The organism is Pseudomonas sp. 2957, assembly GCF_031456345.1.
Lineage (GTDB): Bacteria > Pseudomonadota > Gammaproteobacteria > Pseudomonadales > Pseudomonadaceae > Aquipseudomonas > Aquipseudomonas siliginis.
Map to the genome: position 1 here is coordinate 223,122 of NZ_JAVDUL010000003.1, position 16,407 is coordinate 239,528.

The window sequence follows — 16,407 nt, forward strand, 5'->3', positions numbered from 1 at the left end:
TTTTATTCTTGTGTGAAACAATACCGGAACAGTTTAGAAGTGTACTGGGACAGTTGCCAGATTACTCGACCGTACAGTGGGGTGTCTGCCCCATCTGTACGGTTTTGCGCAGCAATCGACAGACATAAAAAAGCCCGGCACTGCATGACAGTCCGGGCTTTCCAGAGACGCAGCCCTCAGCGGGCGGCGCCGAGCTGGCCTTTTTCGTCGGAGAACACGATTTCCACCCGGCGGTTCTGCGCCCTGCCGCGCTCGGAGGCGTTGGCGTCAACCGGAAACTGGTCGCCATAACCTTCGACCTGAATGCGTTTTTCATCGATGCCCAGATCGACCAGCACGTCAGCCACCGACTGCGCACGATCGCGGGACAGTTTGAGGTTTTCCTGTTTGCCACCGGTGCTGTCGGTGTAACCCTCGATGCGCACCACGCGCTTGGGGTTGAGTTGCAGAAACTGCACGATCTTCAGCACGACACGGTTGGCCGAGTTTTTCAGTTCCGCCTGGCCGGTGTCGAACAACACGTCGCCGAGGGTCATGACCAGCCCCCGATCGGTCTGTGTGGTGGCCAGCGCCTCGATCTGTTCCTCCAGCCACTTGCCCTGCTGCTGCACACTGAGCAGCTTCGACTCGCGCAGAGCCAGTTGCAGACGCTGACGCTCAAGCTCGAGCTTGGCTGCGCGTTCCTCGTTGAGCGCCTGGTTGGTGTGCTCGCGGGCGATTTCGCTGTAGCGCTGGCTCAAGTAGGCGTAATGCACCACGTCCGCACCGCTGCCCCAATAGGTCGACAGCCGATCGGCACGGGCCAGGGATTCGCCGGCGCGGATCACGTCTTTCGGCGCAATGCGCAGGACGTTGGAATCTTCCTTGACCTTCTGGAAATCAGCGCCGGCCTGTTGCAGCGCCGCCTCGCTGTGCTGGCCGGCGCAGCCGTACAGGCTGGCGCAACCGGCAAGAAGCAGGATGCCGAAAGCGTTGGACTTGAGGCTCATTGTGCTTCCCCCAGTTGCAGCTGCTTGCGCAGGCGGACAATGCGGGTATTGAGCACATTCAGCTGTTCTTCACTTTTTTTCGTCAGCACCTTGGCCTCGGCCAGACGTGCATCCAGTTCCGCCTGCTCGGCACGCATGCGCGCGTTGCGATAGGACTCGTCGGCCATGCTGCCTTTGGCGCGGTTGTATTTGGTTTCGGCCAGTTGCATTTCCGGCACTTCGTCGGCGGTAGCGCCGACTGCCTTGGCCTGCACGATGGCTTGTTCGGTCAAACGCATTTGTTCACTGGGTGCCGGATCGGATGCGCACCCGGCCAGGGCCAGAACGGCCACAGCCGCGAAAAGAGGTCGAATACTCACTAAGAATCCCTACTGTTTTGGGGCACTGACAGGTTGTGGCGACTGTTGCTGTTGCGCCTTCCAGCGCTCGATGTTGCGTTGCAGCGCGGCTTCCGTCAGTCCGGACGCGGGCAATTCTGTCATCTTTTTGGCGAGCTGTCCGCGCAACCACGGATCGTTGCAGGCCGAGTTATGCGAAACCGCGAGGAACAGACCCGGCCGGTCGATGGGTTGTTCGAACGCCAACAGATCGCTGGTCATGCCTAATGTCTGCGCGGCGGCCAGGCCTGAGTAACGTCCGGCGAGGACATATTCCACCTCGCCCAACAGCAGTTTCTGTAATGCCTCGGTAAGGTTTGCTGTGCGGGTCAGGGTCAGATTCTGTTCGGCGAAAGTGCCGAATGCCTGGGTCATCCGCGACTTTTCCGACACCGCCCCGGCATGGCCTTTAAGGTCGCTGGCCTCGGCATAGGTCAGCGTCGAGCCTTTGCGCGTCCACACCAGGTAGTCGTTTTCCAGCAGTGGCGGATGAATGAAGTCGAAGTTTTCCAGCTCATTCACGGTCAACGGCGCGTCGGCCAGCATGTCCATGCGCCCGCTGCGCACTTCATCGAGGGCCTGCGAGCGTTTGCCGGCGTAGAGCAGGTCAACTTTGATGCCCAGATCCTTGGCCACTTGCTGCAACAGATCGGCACTGGCGCCGATCAGGCGCTTGGGGTTTTGCGGGTCCTGCCACAGATAGGGCGGCGCATCCGGGCTGCCGGTGACAACCAGGCGCTCGCACTTGCCAGCGGCCGTGGCCAGACCTGGCAACAGCACCCATCCCAACAACCATCCGCAGCGCAGATCCATGGCAAAACGCTCCCGCTTGAAATTCGAGACAAAAAAAAGCCCGACCAACAGGCCGGGCTCTTTATAAGTGAAGACGCCGGATTAGACCAGCTTCTCCAGCTCAGGTACTGCTTCGAACAGATCCGCCACGAGACCGTAATCGGCCACCTGGAAGATCGGCGCTTCTTCGTCCTTGTTGATCGCAACGATCACTTTGGAGTCTTTCATACCGGCCAGATGCTGGATCGCGCCGGAGATACCGACGGCGATGTACAGCTGTGGCGCAACGATCTTGCCGGTCTGACCGACCTGCATGTCGTTCGGTACGAAACCTGCGTCGACCGCAGCGCGCGAAGCGCCAACAGCAGCGCCGAGCTTGTCGGCCAGCGCGTACAGGTGTTTGAAGTTGTCACCGTTCTGCATGCCGCGGCCGCCAGAGACGACGATCTTGGCAGCGGTCAGCTCAGGACGGTCGGACTTGGCCAGCTCTTCGCTGACGAAGCTCGAAGTACCGGCGTCGTGGGCAGCGCCAACGGCTTCAACGGCAGCCGAACCACCTTCAGCAGCAACCGGATCGAAACCGGTGGCACGCACGGTGATCACTTTGATCGCGGCGGTCGATTGCACGGTGGCGATGGCGTTACCGGCGTAGATCGGACGCTTGAAAGTGTCAGCGCTTTCTACCGAGATGATCTCGGAGATCTGGTCAACGTCCAGCGCAGCAGCAACGCGCGGCAGGATGTTTTTGCCGTTGGAGGTCGCGGCAGCCAGGATGTGGCTGTAGCCAGCGCCCAACTCTGCAACCAGCGGAGCTACGTTCTCTGGCAGCTGATGCGCGTAAGCGGCGTTGTCAGCATTCAGGACTTTGCTCACGCCAGCGATTTTCGCTGCGGCTTCGGCCACCGGGCCTGCGCCCTGACCTGCTACCAGAACGTGGATGTCGCCACCGATTTTTGCCGCAGCAGCCACGGTGTTCAGTGTGGCCGGGGCCAGCACTTTGTTGTCGTGTTCAGCGATTACCAAGATAGTCATGATTAGATTACCTTCGCTTCGTTTTTCAGTTTCTCGACCAGTTCAGCCACCGACTTGACCTTGATGCCTGCGCTGCGTGCAGCTGGCGCTTCGACTTTCAGGGTCTTGTTGGTGGAGGCGGTGGAAACGCCCAAAGCGTCCGGAGTCAGCACTTCGAGAGGCTTCTTCTTGGCTTTCATGATGTTTGGCAGGGACGCATAGCGCGGCTCGTTCAAACGCAGGTCGGTGGTGACGATGGCCGGCAGTTTCAGCGAAACGGTCTGCGCGCCGCCGTCGATTTCGCGAGTCACGGCAACGCTGTCGCCGGAGACTTCGACTTTCGAAGCGAAGGTGCCCTGACCGTAGCCGCTCAGTGCCGCGAGCATCTGGCCGGTCTGGTTGTTGTCGCTGTCGATCGCCTGTTTGCCAAGGATCACCAGCTGAGGCTGCTCCTTGTCGACAACGGCCTTGAGCAGCTTGGCCACGGCCAGCGAGGTCAGGTCTTCAGCGGATTCGACGAGGATGGCGCGGTCGGCACCCAGAGCCAGTGCGGTACGCAGCTGCTCCTGAGCGGTGGTCGGGCCGATCGAGACGACGACGATTTCAGTCGCAACGCCCTTCTCTTTCAGGCGTACGGCTTCTTCCACGGCGATTTCGCAGAACGGGTTCATCGACATCTTGACGTTGGCGAGGTCGACGCCGGAATTGTCCGCCTTGACGCGGACCTTGACGTTGTAATCCACAACGCGTTTGACAGCTACAAGAACCTTCATGGATTCCTCGTTACTCTCCGGTGAAAAGAAAGTCGCCTAGGCGAACCTGGCGGATGATGCTCATCGGGCGACAAGGGCACCTCTAAAAACGCCGGCTTGAATGTGAGGTGATTCACTTCGCGAAGAGCGGTGACCGTTCGTCAGGGGTGACTGTCGGGTCATTCATTCTCACGCTGTGTAAACTGCGCGCCGGACTTGCGCTGCGCATCACCGTCTACTGCCTGTGCCCTGTCTTTAGAGGTGCTCTTGAAACCGCCAGTCTGCCTACGGCGAGCGCAAAACCGCCCGTATCTTGACCGGAACGCCCATTCTGGTCAATACGCCAAAATGCCCTGTCATAAGCCGCGCTTCTTTGATTTATCAGGGCTGGAGGCGATTCAAACAAACGTTTGTATTGGACGCTAGGAGTGGTGTAGATATAATGCGCCGCCTAGAGAGAAAGGTGGATTCGCCAATATTCCCTTTGACGTTAACGTAAAGGCAATACGGATGCGAGATCAAACCTCCATATTAGAAAAAAAACTGTTGAGCCTTGAGTAGGAGATAGCCTGTGGAACGCGAATACATGGAATTCGACGTCGTCATCGTCGGTGCCGGCCCCGCTGGTCTGTCCGCCGCCTGCCGCTTGAAGCAGAAGGCCGCTGACGCCGGTAAGGAAATCAGCGTCTGCGTGGTCGAAAAAGGCTCCGAAGTCGGCGCACACATCCTCTCCGGTGCGGTGTTCGAACCCCGCGCCCTGAACGAACTGTTCCCGGACTGGAAAGAACTCGGCGCACCGCTGAACACGCCAGTCACGCGCGATGACATTTTCGTACTGAAAAACGCCGACAGCGCGCAGAAGATTCCTGACTTCTTTGTGCCCAAGACCATGCACAACGAAGGCAACTACATCATCTCCCTGGGCAATCTGTGCCGCTGGCTGGCTCAGCAGGCCGAGAACCTGGGTGTGGAAATCTACCCGGGCTTCGCCGCTCAGGAAGCGCTGATCGATGAAAACGGCGTGGTACGCGGGATCATCACCGGTGATCTGGGCGTCGACCGTGAAGGCAACCCGAAAGAAGGCCTGTACACCCCTGGCATGGAACTGCGTGGCAAATACACGCTGTTCGCCGAAGGCTGCCGTGGCCACATCGGCAAGCAACTGATCAAGCGCTACAACCTCGACAGCGATGCCGACGTTCAGCACTACGGCATTGGTCTGAAAGAAATCTGGGAAATCGACCCGGCCAAGCATCAGCCAGGCCTGGTGGTGCACACCGCCGGCTGGCCGCTGGACATCATGGGCACCGAGAACACCGGCGGCTCGTTCCTCTATCACCTGGAAAACAATCAGGTGGTGGTCGGTCTGATCGTCGACCTGTCCTACAGCAACACTTACCTGTCGCCGTTCGATGAGTTCCAGCGCCTCAAGCATCACCCGGTGCTCAAGCAATATCTGGAAGGCGGCAAGCGCGTCAGCTACGGCGCTCGCGCCATCGCCAAGGGCGGCCTGAACTCGCTGCCGAAAATGGTCTTCAAGGGCGGCGCGCTGATCGGTTGCGATCTCGGCACCCTGAACTTCGCCAAGATCAAAGGCAGCCACACCGCGATGAAGTCCGGCATGCTCGCGGCGGAATCGGTGGCAGATGCGCTGTTCGCCGAGCAGGATTGCACCGTCGAACTGACCACTTACGTCGACGCATTCAAGAATAGCTGGCTGCATGAAGAACTGTTCGCCAGCCGTAACTTCGGCCCGGCGATCCACAAGTACGGCGCGATCATCGGCGGTGGTTTCAACTGGCTGGACCAGAACATCTTCGGCGGCAAACTGCCGTTCACCCTGCGCGACACCAAGCCGGATTACGCCTGCCTCAAGCTCGCGGCCGACTGCAAGAAGATCGATTACCCGAAACCTGACGGCAAACTGAGTTTCGACAAACTCAGCTCGGTGTTCATCTCTGGTACCAACCACGAAGAAGAGCAGCCGTGCCACTTGAAGCTGACCGATCCGAGCATCCCGATCAGCAAAAACCTGCCGTTGTACGACGAACCGGCGCAGCGTTACTGCCCGGCCGGCGTATACGAGGTGATTACCAAGGAAGATGGCGAGAAGCGCTTCCAGATCAACGCCCAGAACTGCGTGCACTGCAAGACCTGTGACATCAAGGACCCTGCGCAGAACATCACCTGGGTGGCGCCGGAAGGTGCCGGCGGCCCGACTTACCCGAACATGTAAGACGAAACGCTGAACAACAAGGCTCCCGAAATGGGGGCCTTTTTGTTGCCCAAAATTCCCCTGACACCACAAAACAACTGTGGGAGCGAGCCTGCTTGCGAAAGCGGTGTGTCATATGAAGATGATGTCGACTGATCCAGCGCCTTCGCGAGCAGGCTCGCTCCCACAGGGAATAACGGCGGATCAGGCAGCGCGCTCATCCCCCGGACTGCGTTCGAAGTAGCGCTTGTACTCGCGGCTGAACTGCGACGTGCTCTGATACCCCACCCGATGCGCCACCTGCGCCACGCCCAGCCCCTCCGCCACCAGCAGCGTCTGCGCCTTCAACAAGCGCAAACGCTTGAGATACTGCACCGGCGACAACAACGTGCTGCGCTTGAAATGCTCATGAAACGTCGACACGCTCATGTTCGCGCAACCGGCCAGTGTCTCGACATTCAGCGGCTCGGTGTAATGCGCATGCAGATGGCTGATCGACGCCGCCACCCGGGCGAATTGCCCTTGTTGCTCGACCAACGCACGCAATACATCCGCCTGCGGCCCGCGCAACGCAACGAACAACAACTCGCGGACCCGCGCCGGGCCGAGAATCTGGCATTCCAGCGGATCGTGCAGACAGCTGAGCAGCCGTTCGACACAACCGCGCATGCCATCGTCGAGCACCACCGAGGTCATCGACTCCGGCGTCTGCGCCGGAATATGCCGCCCCGGCGCCAGCCCCATGGCCAGCACCAGTTCGCCGAGCAGGACGCGATCGATCGCCACCGACACACCGAGCAATGGCGCGTCGGGCAAGGCAAAGGTTTCACATTCGAACGGCACCGGCAGCGCCTGGATCAGGTAATGCCCGGCGCCGTATTCCATGGTTCGTGGGCCGAGGAACGCCAGTTTGCTGCCCTGGGCGATGATCATCAGGCTCGGCTCGTAAATGTGCGGGCCACGGGCGACGTCGCAACTGGCGCGCAGGATCTGCACACCGGGCAGGCCGGTCTGGCTGTAGCCATCGCGCAGCGCCAGCGGTTCGATCAACGAAACCAGCCGGGCATTGGCATCAAGATGACGGGTCAACTGCATCGAATAGGTCTTCGTAAAATTCACGGAAAAGTGGATGAAAACATCATCGCAGATCCGCTGACCAATGCGATCGCCGAAACCCGCATGCCGGAGGATTAGGCATGAGACCCGGAGAAATCGTCATGGCCGCACCCGCGTCTGACGGCCAGAATTCACCGCCTCACTTGTCACTGTTTTTGCGAGGTCCTTCATGTACACCGCCATCGGCTATGCCGCCCAATCGGCCACCACTCCCCTCGCCCCGATGAAATTCGAACGCCGCAGCCCGCGCGCCGACGACGTGGCGATCGAAATTCTCTACTGCGGCGTCTGCCATTCCGACATCCATCAGGCACGCAACGAATGGGGCATCGCCGTTTATCCGCTGATGCCTGGCCATGAGATCGTCGGAAAAGTCACCGCAGTCGGTGCGAATGTCACCCGTCACAAGATAGGCGATCTGGTTGGCGTAGGCTGCATGGTCGATTCCTGCCGCAGCTGCGAAGCCTGTCAGGCGAACCTCGAGCAATATTGCCTCGAAGGCCCGACCATGACCTACGCCACCCCGGATCGGGTTGATGGCAGCAACACCATGGGCGGTTATTCGGACAGCATCGTGGTCAGCGAACACTTCGTTGTGCGCATCCCTGAGAAACTGGCACTGGCCAGCGCCGCACCGATTCTCTGCGCCGGCATCACCACTTACTCGCCGCTCAAGCACTACGGCGTCAAGGCCGGTGACAAGGTCGGCATTCTCGGCATGGGTGGCCTCGGCCACATGGGTATCAAGTTCGCCAAGGCCATGGGCGCGGAAGTGACACTGTTCACCCGTTCGGCGAGCAAGGCTGAAGAAGGTCGCCGTCAGGGCGCTGATCACGTCATCGTCTCCACCGATGCCGAGCAGATGAAGGCCGCGGCCGGCTACTTCGACTTCCTGCTCGATACCATTCCGGTGCAACACGACTTGAACCCGTACCTCGATACCTTGCGTTTCGACGGCGTGCACATTCTGGTCGGCCTGATCGAGCCGGTGAACCCGCCCGTCCACGCCGGAAAACTGGTGATGAGCCGCCGCGTGCTGGCCGGTTCCTTGATCGGCGGTATCGCCGAGACCCAGGAAGTGCTGGATTTCTGCGCCGAGCACAACATCACCTGCGACATCGAAATGCTCGACATCCGCAACATCAATGAAGCCTATGCGCGGATGATTGCCGGTGATGTGAAGTACCGCTTCGTCATCGACATGGCGACGCTGAAGGCCTAAACCTTAGGGCTATACCTTCAAACCAAGCTCCGCCGACAGCCGGGTTGTGACCCCTTTGAGCAGGGGGATCAACTCGGCCATTTTTTCCAGCGGCATGTACGGCACGGTGCTGGCGATACTGATCGCCGCGACTATGCCCTTGCTCGCATCACGAATTGGCGCCGCCACACAGCGGATCGACGGTTCGTTGTCTTCCAGATCGAACGCGTAGCCACCGGCAACGTATTCGCCCATGCGCTGCTCAAGCTGTTCCCACGACTGCTGTGGATGCTGCGGCCAGAACTGACTTTTGCCACCCGCCGGCAGGCTGATGTCGTACAGCCGCCGCCAGTCCTGCGGCGAATCGTCGAGCATCAAGGCCTTGCCGATCCCGGTGCGTACCAGCGGCATGCGATGGCCAACCCGCGAGCGCATTTCCGGCCCGTTGCGCCCGGGGTTCTTCAATAGGTACAGCACTTCGTCGCCTTCGCGGATTCCGAGGTGCACGGTATCGCCGGTCAGCGCCGACAACTCATCCAGATACGGTCCGGCCAACGTCACCAGCGGCAACTCTTCGCGGGCCTGAAAGCCCAGTTCGATCAGCTTCGGCCCGAGCAGATAACCGATTTGCGGCACTACGCGCAGATAACGCTCGTCGACCAGACAACTGGCCAGACGATGGGTAGTGCTGCGCGTGGTGCCGATCAGCCGGGCGATCTCCTTGAGATCACGCGCGCCACTGGCCACCGCCTGCACCACACCGAGGCCGCGCAGCAGCGTCTGGGTGCCGGTGGGCGCGGCGTCCTTGGTTTTTTCCGGGGCGTCTTCCTGCATATCCAGCCTTTTTACCGTTGAGCGAAGGAACGGGCGGCATTATGGTCGCCCGACGCAGAGCACTACAACTCGATACGCTCGACCTTGCCCACCAGCAGCACGTAGGACAAGGCACCGACCAGCGCGAGCACGGCGATGTAGGTGATCGCCGGCGCGAACGAATCGCCGCTGGCGAGGAAGCCGATCACGATCGGCGTAGCAATCGCCGAAAGATTGCCGATGAAGTTGAACACGCCACCGGTCAGGCCGAGCAAACGCGCCGGCGCCAGCGTCGACACCAGCGACCAGGTGATCGACGCCAGCCCGTTGCCGAAAAATGCCAAGGCGAGGAAGGCAATCACCAGCGGCGTCGACTCGACAAAGTTGGCGCCGATGATCGAGGTCGAAATCAACAGACCGCCAATGATCGGCAACTTGCGTGCGAAGCCCACGGTGTAGCCGCGCCGGATCAGGAAGTCGGAAAAGAATCCCGAGCACAACACACCGACGAAAGCGGCAAGAAATGGCAGCGATGCGAGCAGGCCGGACTTGATGAAGTCCATGCCGCGGTATTTCACCAGATAGGTCGGGAACCAGGTGAGGAAGAACCACAGCGTCGAGTTCAGACAGAACTGGCCGAGGTAGATACCCCACAACTTGCGTTTGCTGAGGACGATGCCCAGATCGGTCCAGCTGAATTTGGCTTTGACCTTGGCCGCCTCGGCCTGGATATCGACCAGCCCGCCGCCTTCGCGGATCAGGTCGATTTCCGCCTGGTTAGTGCCTTTGAAATCGCGCGGCTCGCGATAAACCGCGTACCAGATCAGCGCCCAGAGAATGCCCACCGCGCCGGTGGCGACGAACACCATGTGCCAGCCGAATTCATGTTGCAGCCACGCCAGCACCGGGGTCAGGAAAGCCAGACCGACAAACTGTCCGGAAGTGTAGAAACCGATCGCCGTGGCGCGTTCGCGCTCAGGGAACCAGGTGGTGACCACGCGGCTGTTGATCGGATAGGCCGGCGCTTCCAGCGCACCGACGGCCATGCGCAGCACGAACAGGGCGATGAAGCTGCTGACGAAACCGAGCATCACCGTGGCCAGCGACCACAGCAGCAGCGCGACGCTGTAAAGGATGCGCGGCGGCACGCGATCGACCAGCCAGCCGCCGGGGATCTGCATGGCAGCGTAGGTCCAGCCGAACGCAGAGAAGATCAGACCGACATGAACCGGATCGATGCCCAGCTCACTGGTCAGCGCCGGCGCGGCAATCGACAGGTTGCTGCGGTCGAGGTAGTTGATGACCACGGTGATGAACAGCAACACCATGATGAAAAATCGCTTGCGGCTAGGCGTGACTAAAGACGCCTGCCCGGAGAGGGTATGCGTTTGCATGAGAGATGCCTCTTTTTATGTTTGTTGAGGTCATGACGCAGATCTCCTCTCCCTGGAGATCAAACTGTGGGAGCGAGCCTGCTCGCGAAAGCGTCGGGTCAGTCGCATGGATGGCGGATGTGACATTGCATTCGCGAGCAGGCTCGCTCCCACAGGGATCAGTGCTGAATCAGGAGATCACCACTCGGCAAAGCTGCCATCGGCATGGCGCCAGATCGGGTTGCGCCAGCGGTGGCCGACGGCGGCGCGTTCGATCACGTATTCCTCGTTGATCTCGATGCCCAGCCCCGGGCCGTTCGGGATCTTGACGAAGCCTTGGTCGTAATCGAACACGCGCGGATCCTTCACATAGTCGAGCAAGTCGTTGCTCTCGTTGTAATGGATGCCCAGGCTCTGCTCTTGGATAAACGCGTTGTAACAAGCCGCGTCGAGTTGCAAACAGGCAGCCAGGGCGATCGGTCCCAGCGGGCAATGCAGCGCCAGCGCGACGTCGTAGGCTTCGGCCATGTTGGCGATCTTGCGGGTTTCGGTGATGCCGCCAGCGTGGGAGGCATCCGGCTGGATAATGTCGACGTAGCCTTCGCTCAACACCCGTTTAAAGTCCCAGCGCGAGAACAACCGCTCGCCGAGGGCAATCGGCGTGCTGGTCAGCGGCGCCAGTTCTTTCAGCGCTTCGTAGTTTTCGCTGAGCACCGGTTCTTCGATGAACATCAGTTTGTACGGGTCGAGTTCCTTCATCAGCACTTTGGCCATCGGCTTGTGCACGCGGCCGTGGAAGTCGACGCCGATACCGACGTTCGGCCCGACCGCATCACGCACGGCGGCAACGTTGGCCAGGGCGAGGTCGACTTTCTCGAAAGTGTCGAGGAACTGCAGTTCTTCGGTGCCGTTCATTTTCACCGCAGTGAAACCACGGCTCACGGCTTCTTTCGCCGCACGCGCGGTGTCGGCCGGACGGTCGCCGCCGATCCACGAATACACACGAATCTTGTCGCGCACCTGGCCACCGAGCAGATCGCTGACCGACACGCCGAGGGCCTTGCCCTTGATGTCCCACAGCGCTTGGTCGATACCGGCCAGCGCGCTCATGTGAATCGCGCCGCCACGGTAGAAGCCACCGCGATAGAGCACGGTCCAGATGTCTTCGATATTGCGTGGGTCTTTGCCGATCAGGTAGTCGGACAATTCTTCCACCGCAGCAGCTACGGTATGCGCGCGCCCTTCGACCACAGGCTCGCCCCAACCGGTCACGCCCTCGTCGGTTTCGACCTTGAGGAAGCACCAGCGCGGCGGAACGATGAAGGTCGTGAGTTTGGTGATTTTCATCTCTGCTCTCTTTGGTAAATGCAGCTTTTATTAGATGCAGCGCACACAGCGCCCAAAAATTCTTAACGCAGGGCTTTCCAGGCAGCCACGTAGGCCTTGGCATTGACCGCCACCTGCTCGGGCGTCATGCCCGGTTTGAACAGACCGGAACCGAGGCCGAAACCTTTTACACCGGCATCGATAAAGGCCTGCATGTTGTCCGGTGTGATCCCGCCGACCGGCGCCAGCACCGTGCCGGCTGGCAACACCGCCAGCCAGGCCTTGACGACCGCCGGGTTCATTTGTTCGGCCGGAAACAGCTTGAGAATGTCCGCGCCCTCAGCCAGTGCGGCGAAGGCTTCGGTCGGCGTAGCCACGCCAGGCGACAGGTACAGCCCCGCCGCTTTCGCCGCGCGCAACACCTTGGCATCGCTGTGCGGCATTACGATCACTTGGCCGCCAGCAGCTTTGACCTGCTCGACCTGCTCGGGGCTGAGCACCGTGCCAGCACCGATCAGGCAATCGGCGGGCAGCGCATCACGCAGGATGCGGATACTTTCGTATGGCGATGGGGAATTGAGCGGTACTTCGATGACGCGAAATCCGGCGGAATACAGGACTTCTCCGACAGCCGCCGCTTCCTGCGGTTGCAGGCCACGCAGAATCGCGATCAGACCGTTTTGTGCCAGTGCTTGCTTGAGCATGTCAGGCCTCCAGTCAGGGTTAACGGGATGAGGAATCGATCAGTCCGGCGGCGCGCGCCAGTTGCCACAGGCCACGCTCGGTCGCCTGCTCGGCCAGCGTTACCCGAGCAAAGCCGCAGGCGTCGAGCGCGCGTTGATAGCGTGCGCACAGAAGCGCATTGCCGATGAGCACGATCGCTGGAAGATTCGCTTGATTGCGCCGGCGCCGCTGCACATTGGCGAGCGCGGCCAGCTCATGGCCGATCATCAGGCCGGACAGATAGTCCGCCTGAGCAGTCGGGCTCAATTCACCGGTCAGGCCGAGGGTGCGGGCGCTGAACAAGGTCGACAGCACACCGAGCTCGGCATCTGTCGACAGCGCGATTTGCACGCCGCGATCGAACGCCTGCGCATCGAAGGTCGCGCTCGGTTGTTGGGTACGGCCGAGAATGCTGTGCTCGCTGAGCACGGCAAACACTTCGCCGGTCATGAACGTGTCGAAATGGGTGATGCGGCCATCGACCACCTCCACCCACTTCGAGTGGCTGCCAGGCAGGCCGATCAGCAGATCATTACCCGCCTCGACCGGCAGACTTTGCAGCACGCCGAGGACTTGGGTTTCTTCGCCGCGCATTACATTCGGCAGACGCGAACGCTGGATCACGCCCGGGACGATATGCACCGGCGTACCGCGCAGACTGACAACGGTTTGTAGGGAATTTCCGAGATGGGCGACGTCGGCTGGCGTTTCGCAGTAAGGCGCTTCGCGCCAGCCCTGCGCACTGCCGACCATGCCGCAAGCGATCACCGGCAGATCCGGCTGCGCATCGAGCCAGTCACCGCAGGCCTCGTCGAAGGCCAGTTCAAAACCATCGGCGCATTCACGGCCGTGGATGATTCGCGGGGTCTTGGGCAACTGCATGATCCCGGACGACAGCGCACGCTGCTCCAGCACCACACCGTCCGCCGCGAGTTTGTAAGCACGTAATGAGGTCGTCCCCCAATCGAGCGCGATCAATTGCGCCTGCATCGCTTCACCTGTTTTGTTTTTGGCAGTGAGTGCGACGGACTATAAACCCGGGCGGGCTAAAATCTCAATATATAAATATCAATCCCATATTTTGGGATTCGCGCAAGTGGCGAGCTTGTCTTGTCGCGGGTACAAATCGTGCTTCGTAAGGATCAACGGAGAAAAAGCCAAGGTATTAAAGATTTTCTGCGAAAGGCGCTGCATGCATCTGCTCAGCGGACATTGAAAGGCGGCAGAGGAGCAATCGAGATCAGGCTCCCTCCCGCCAGAAAAGGAGCCTGGATGAATGAAGGATTCACTCCCTGTTGATAGCTCGCGCCAGGTCGGCAGTTGGCACACGCATGATTTGGGAAAAATACGTTTTGTAAGGAGTCGTATGAACGCGGAACACGCAGGAAATAAAACGTCTGTTCGTAAACCAACGATTGAGCACCGGCCCCTCCGGAAAGATTTCCGCGCCCTTTTCGCCAGTCGACTCTCTGAAAATCACGTCGGCTTTGTACTCGTTTGCAGCGCCACTCTCATCGCGCTCAACAAGGCCAAAACCGGAGCGTTTTATCTGGTGCCCAACAGAAAAGTCCACATCATCATCCACAGTACATACCAACCCTTGGCTTATATGTGATGTGAACAACTCGAGTAATTCCACATCGGAGAGAAAGTGAACCTGATAGATTCCGGTGTCTTCCAACTCATCAACACCGGAATAAAACAGCTTCGCAGCCGGCTTTTCGTGATTCATTGAACACCCAGAACATATGACCAATAAACCCATCAAAAAAAATCGAGACACGATGTTCATTCCTTGAAAAAACTCAAGACCGACTCGTTAAAAATCTGACGAGCAGTCATGCCGTTATCCAACGGCCGCAAATACATAATATTTGCATCCGCATGATTCACATCTACGCGCCCCATTACATTAGGCCCGGTAGAAACCTCCCATTGTTCACCAAAACTAGCAACCGTATCTGATACGTTCGTTATCTTCGGCGCAGCGCGAATATTAACCCAGTACTGAGCCTTGGGCTTGGGTGGCAACCGGTAGATATTGGAAATACCCCAGACCAATACACCTTCGCCAACCGGATCGATGGTCAGTAACATTCTCACTGTATAGCCCTTCTCCGTGAGAGTGGCTGAAAGGTGGGCGCCATTCCAGCCTCCCAGACTATGACCCACAATGTACACAGCGGTTGAGCAGTCAGGGATCTTCGCCAGTACCTTTTCAGATAGGTCTTTATCGCTAATGAAATCATTATAGCCAAGAGGCCACGACTCAAATTTTCCCACAGGAAATTTCAACGCCTTGGCATCTCTGATAAAGATTTCGCGCACCGCGTCGACATTATTATTTGGCCCACTGAAGTAATAACTTTCCTGGTCTCCAGCACCACCAATAAAAAAAACCACAAAATTCCGCAGAGATATGGCCACCTGCTTATTGGTCTGATCGGTCTTGCATGTAAGTGTATGTGCTTTGACTTCCCTTTTCGCATGAGGTACTTCAGTAGGTGCATTGACTTCGGACATAAGCAATCATTCCACGAATAGTTTGATGGTTTCTGCCACGTGCGAACTGACCATATGAGTGAATCCGTTCGCATCAGTAACACCGTGTTCCTCACTTCCGTCGCCTCGTTGAATGGTGTAGGCGTGATAAGGCACTGGCTGTCCAGTCGCTTCATTCGTCACTTGCAACCTGTCAGTGAAATGCACCGGCATCGGCAACAGCCCACTAAATGCGGCCCCTCCCCCACTTTGGCCGATGATCACCGTGCCCGAGCCACCGATCACGACATTGCCATGCCCACCAGTGCTATCGAGCATCGCGGCATTCAGGCCGTTAATGAAAACAGTGCCGGAGACCGCTCCGGTGATAGGGCTGCCACACGCTGATTTATCGGTCATGCGTGCAGCAGCGAGGCCGTCGAAGAATACGTCCGGCGAGCCGGAGACAATCGGGTTGGTGCCGTGACCTGGCAGTGGGCAGGCGGTTGGGTCGGTGACGCGAGCTGCGGGTTTACCACTCAATTCAAAGCTCCTTGCTTAAGGGGTGCCGGGGATGGCTGATAGATGTCGATGTCGGTCGCGGCAAAGCGCCAGCGATTATCGACCGGGTCGAACAGAGCATGACAATGCTCACGGCTTTCAGGTGATGTCGCGGTTTGTATGGCACGCCAGGCTTCGTTGGCTTGCCAACTCAACTCGGCAGGCGTTGCATCATCAAGTTCGTTGAGCCAGGCGTTGTAGTTGCGCAGGTGATTGCGCTCGAAAGTCGATTGCAGCAACTCGACCATTTCCACGCCAAGGTCCAGATGATGCCTGGAGGTCCAGCGCCCCACTTCGGAGTAGACGTGCCAGCCCATCGGGATCAACGCACCGTTTTTCAACAGAGAATGGCCGGCGAGAGCGACGAAGCTGCAACAGATGTGCAGCATCAGCCAGCCTTGATGAGCGTCGATAATCGCAGTTGGATCAAAGGTTCTCAGCGCTACCACACGGTATTCGCCGAGGCCGGCGCTGCGCGACATCAACTCGGCGTCGAGCCGCGACACGAAAGCCCGAATAGCCAGGCCGCCGGTGCGCTGGGCCATGCAGAGAATTTCGACAGCCTGTCGATTCGGGTCGTCAGAAGAGCCGGTAGTTTTCACCAGACCATACAGACGCATAGACGCCTGCAGTCCGCTCATAGCTGGTCACTCATTGACGCAGCGAGGGCTCCACAG

At 59.1% G+C, this 16,407-nt stretch carries 17 protein-coding genes; 2 read left to right on the top strand and 15 right to left on the bottom strand.

Features of this window, described 5'->3' with window-relative positions:
- Positions 1-176: 176 nt before the first annotated feature.
- The 5 genes from J2Y39_RS11430 to J2Y39_RS11450 form a co-directional block, all read right to left on the bottom strand.
- Complete coding sequence (locus J2Y39_RS11430; RefSeq protein ID WP_041478241.1) at positions 177-989, bottom strand: OmpA family protein; 813 nt, start codon at positions 987-989, stop codon at positions 177-179.
- Positions 986-1,348, bottom strand: a complete 363-nt coding sequence (locus tag J2Y39_RS11435) for a DUF4398 domain-containing protein (RefSeq protein ID WP_038860459.1) — start codon at positions 1,346-1,348, stop codon at positions 986-988. The genes J2Y39_RS11430 and J2Y39_RS11435 overlap by 4 nt, the downstream gene beginning before the upstream one ends.
- 9 nt (positions 1,349-1,357) lie before the next feature.
- Positions 1,358-2,179 (bottom strand): ABC transporter substrate-binding protein, encoded by an 822-nt coding sequence (locus J2Y39_RS11440; RefSeq protein WP_236168416.1) that lies wholly within the window; start codon positions 2,177-2,179, stop codon positions 1,358-1,360.
- An 81-nt stretch (positions 2,180-2,260) separates the two neighbouring features.
- Positions 2,261-3,190 carry an electron transfer flavoprotein subunit alpha/FixB family protein gene (locus J2Y39_RS11445; protein ID WP_016770954.1) on the bottom strand — a complete coding sequence of 310 codons (930 nt, stop codon included), beginning with the start codon at positions 3,188-3,190 and terminating at the stop codon, positions 2,261-2,263.
- Between the two features lie 2 nt (positions 3,191-3,192).
- Positions 3,193-3,942, bottom strand: a complete 750-nt coding sequence (locus J2Y39_RS11450; RefSeq protein ID WP_007908338.1) for an electron transfer flavoprotein subunit beta/FixA family protein — start codon at positions 3,940-3,942, stop codon at positions 3,193-3,195.
- 550 nt (positions 3,943-4,492) lie between these two features.
- Between J2Y39_RS11450 and J2Y39_RS11455 the strand changes: the two genes are divergently transcribed.
- Positions 4,493-6,157: an electron transfer flavoprotein-ubiquinone oxidoreductase gene (locus J2Y39_RS11455; RefSeq protein WP_016770955.1), complete on the top strand. Its 1,665-nt coding sequence runs from the start codon at positions 4,493-4,495 to the stop codon at positions 6,155-6,157.
- Positions 6,158-6,340: 183 nt separating this feature from the next.
- Here the strand turns inward: J2Y39_RS11455 and J2Y39_RS11465 are convergent, their stop codons facing one another.
- On the bottom strand, positions 6,341-7,231 hold the full coding sequence (locus J2Y39_RS11465) for an AraC family transcriptional regulator (protein ID WP_016770956.1): 891 nt from the start codon (positions 7,229-7,231) through the stop codon (positions 6,341-6,343).
- Between the two features lie 190 nt (positions 7,232-7,421).
- On the opposite strand from J2Y39_RS11465, the gene J2Y39_RS11470 reads away from it, so the two are divergent.
- A complete protein-coding gene (locus tag J2Y39_RS11470) occupies positions 7,422-8,474 on the top strand; it encodes an NAD(P)-dependent alcohol dehydrogenase (protein ID WP_041479403.1) in 1,053 nt (350 codons plus the stop codon).
- 9 nt (positions 8,475-8,483) lie between these two features.
- Here J2Y39_RS11470 and J2Y39_RS11475 read toward each other — a convergent pair whose 3' ends face one another.
- From J2Y39_RS11475 to J2Y39_RS11515, 9 genes are all read right to left on the bottom strand, one after another.
- Positions 8,484-9,287: an IclR family transcriptional regulator gene (locus J2Y39_RS11475; RefSeq protein WP_016770958.1), complete on the bottom strand. Its 804-nt coding sequence runs from the start codon at positions 9,285-9,287 to the stop codon at positions 8,484-8,486.
- A gap of 62 nt (positions 9,288-9,349) precedes the next feature.
- Complete coding sequence (locus tag J2Y39_RS11480; protein WP_056788291.1) at positions 9,350-10,660, bottom strand: MFS transporter; 1,311 nt, start codon at positions 10,658-10,660, stop codon at positions 9,350-9,352.
- A 177-nt stretch (positions 10,661-10,837) separates the two neighbouring features.
- A complete protein-coding gene (dgoD, locus tag J2Y39_RS11485; protein ID WP_016770960.1) occupies positions 10,838-11,986 on the bottom strand; it encodes a galactonate dehydratase in 1,149 nt (382 codons plus the stop codon).
- Between the two features lie 62 nt (positions 11,987-12,048).
- Positions 12,049-12,669, bottom strand: a complete 621-nt coding sequence (locus tag J2Y39_RS11490; protein ID WP_071173195.1) for a 2-dehydro-3-deoxy-6-phosphogalactonate aldolase — start codon at positions 12,667-12,669, stop codon at positions 12,049-12,051.
- A gap of 19 nt (positions 12,670-12,688) precedes the next feature.
- A complete protein-coding gene (locus J2Y39_RS11495; RefSeq protein ID WP_041479409.1) occupies positions 12,689-13,678 on the bottom strand; it encodes a 2-dehydro-3-deoxygalactonokinase in 990 nt (329 codons plus the stop codon).
- 295 nt (positions 13,679-13,973) lie between these two features.
- Positions 13,974-14,420 (bottom strand): hypothetical protein, encoded by a 447-nt coding sequence (locus J2Y39_RS11500; protein WP_310217654.1) that lies wholly within the window; start codon positions 14,418-14,420, stop codon positions 13,974-13,976.
- Between the two features lie 56 nt (positions 14,421-14,476).
- Positions 14,477-15,211 (bottom strand): alpha/beta hydrolase, encoded by a 735-nt coding sequence (locus J2Y39_RS11505; RefSeq protein ID WP_310217658.1) that lies wholly within the window; start codon positions 15,209-15,211, stop codon positions 14,477-14,479.
- A gap of 6 nt (positions 15,212-15,217) precedes the next feature.
- Positions 15,218-15,712, bottom strand: a complete 495-nt coding sequence (locus J2Y39_RS11510) for a PAAR domain-containing protein (RefSeq protein ID WP_041479413.1) — start codon at positions 15,710-15,712, stop codon at positions 15,218-15,220.
- Positions 15,709-16,371: a hypothetical protein gene (locus tag J2Y39_RS11515; protein WP_310217662.1), complete on the bottom strand. Its 663-nt coding sequence runs from the start codon at positions 16,369-16,371 to the stop codon at positions 15,709-15,711. Before J2Y39_RS11515 ends, J2Y39_RS11510 begins: the two co-directional genes overlap by 4 nt.
- Positions 16,372-16,407: the final 36 nt, after the last annotated feature.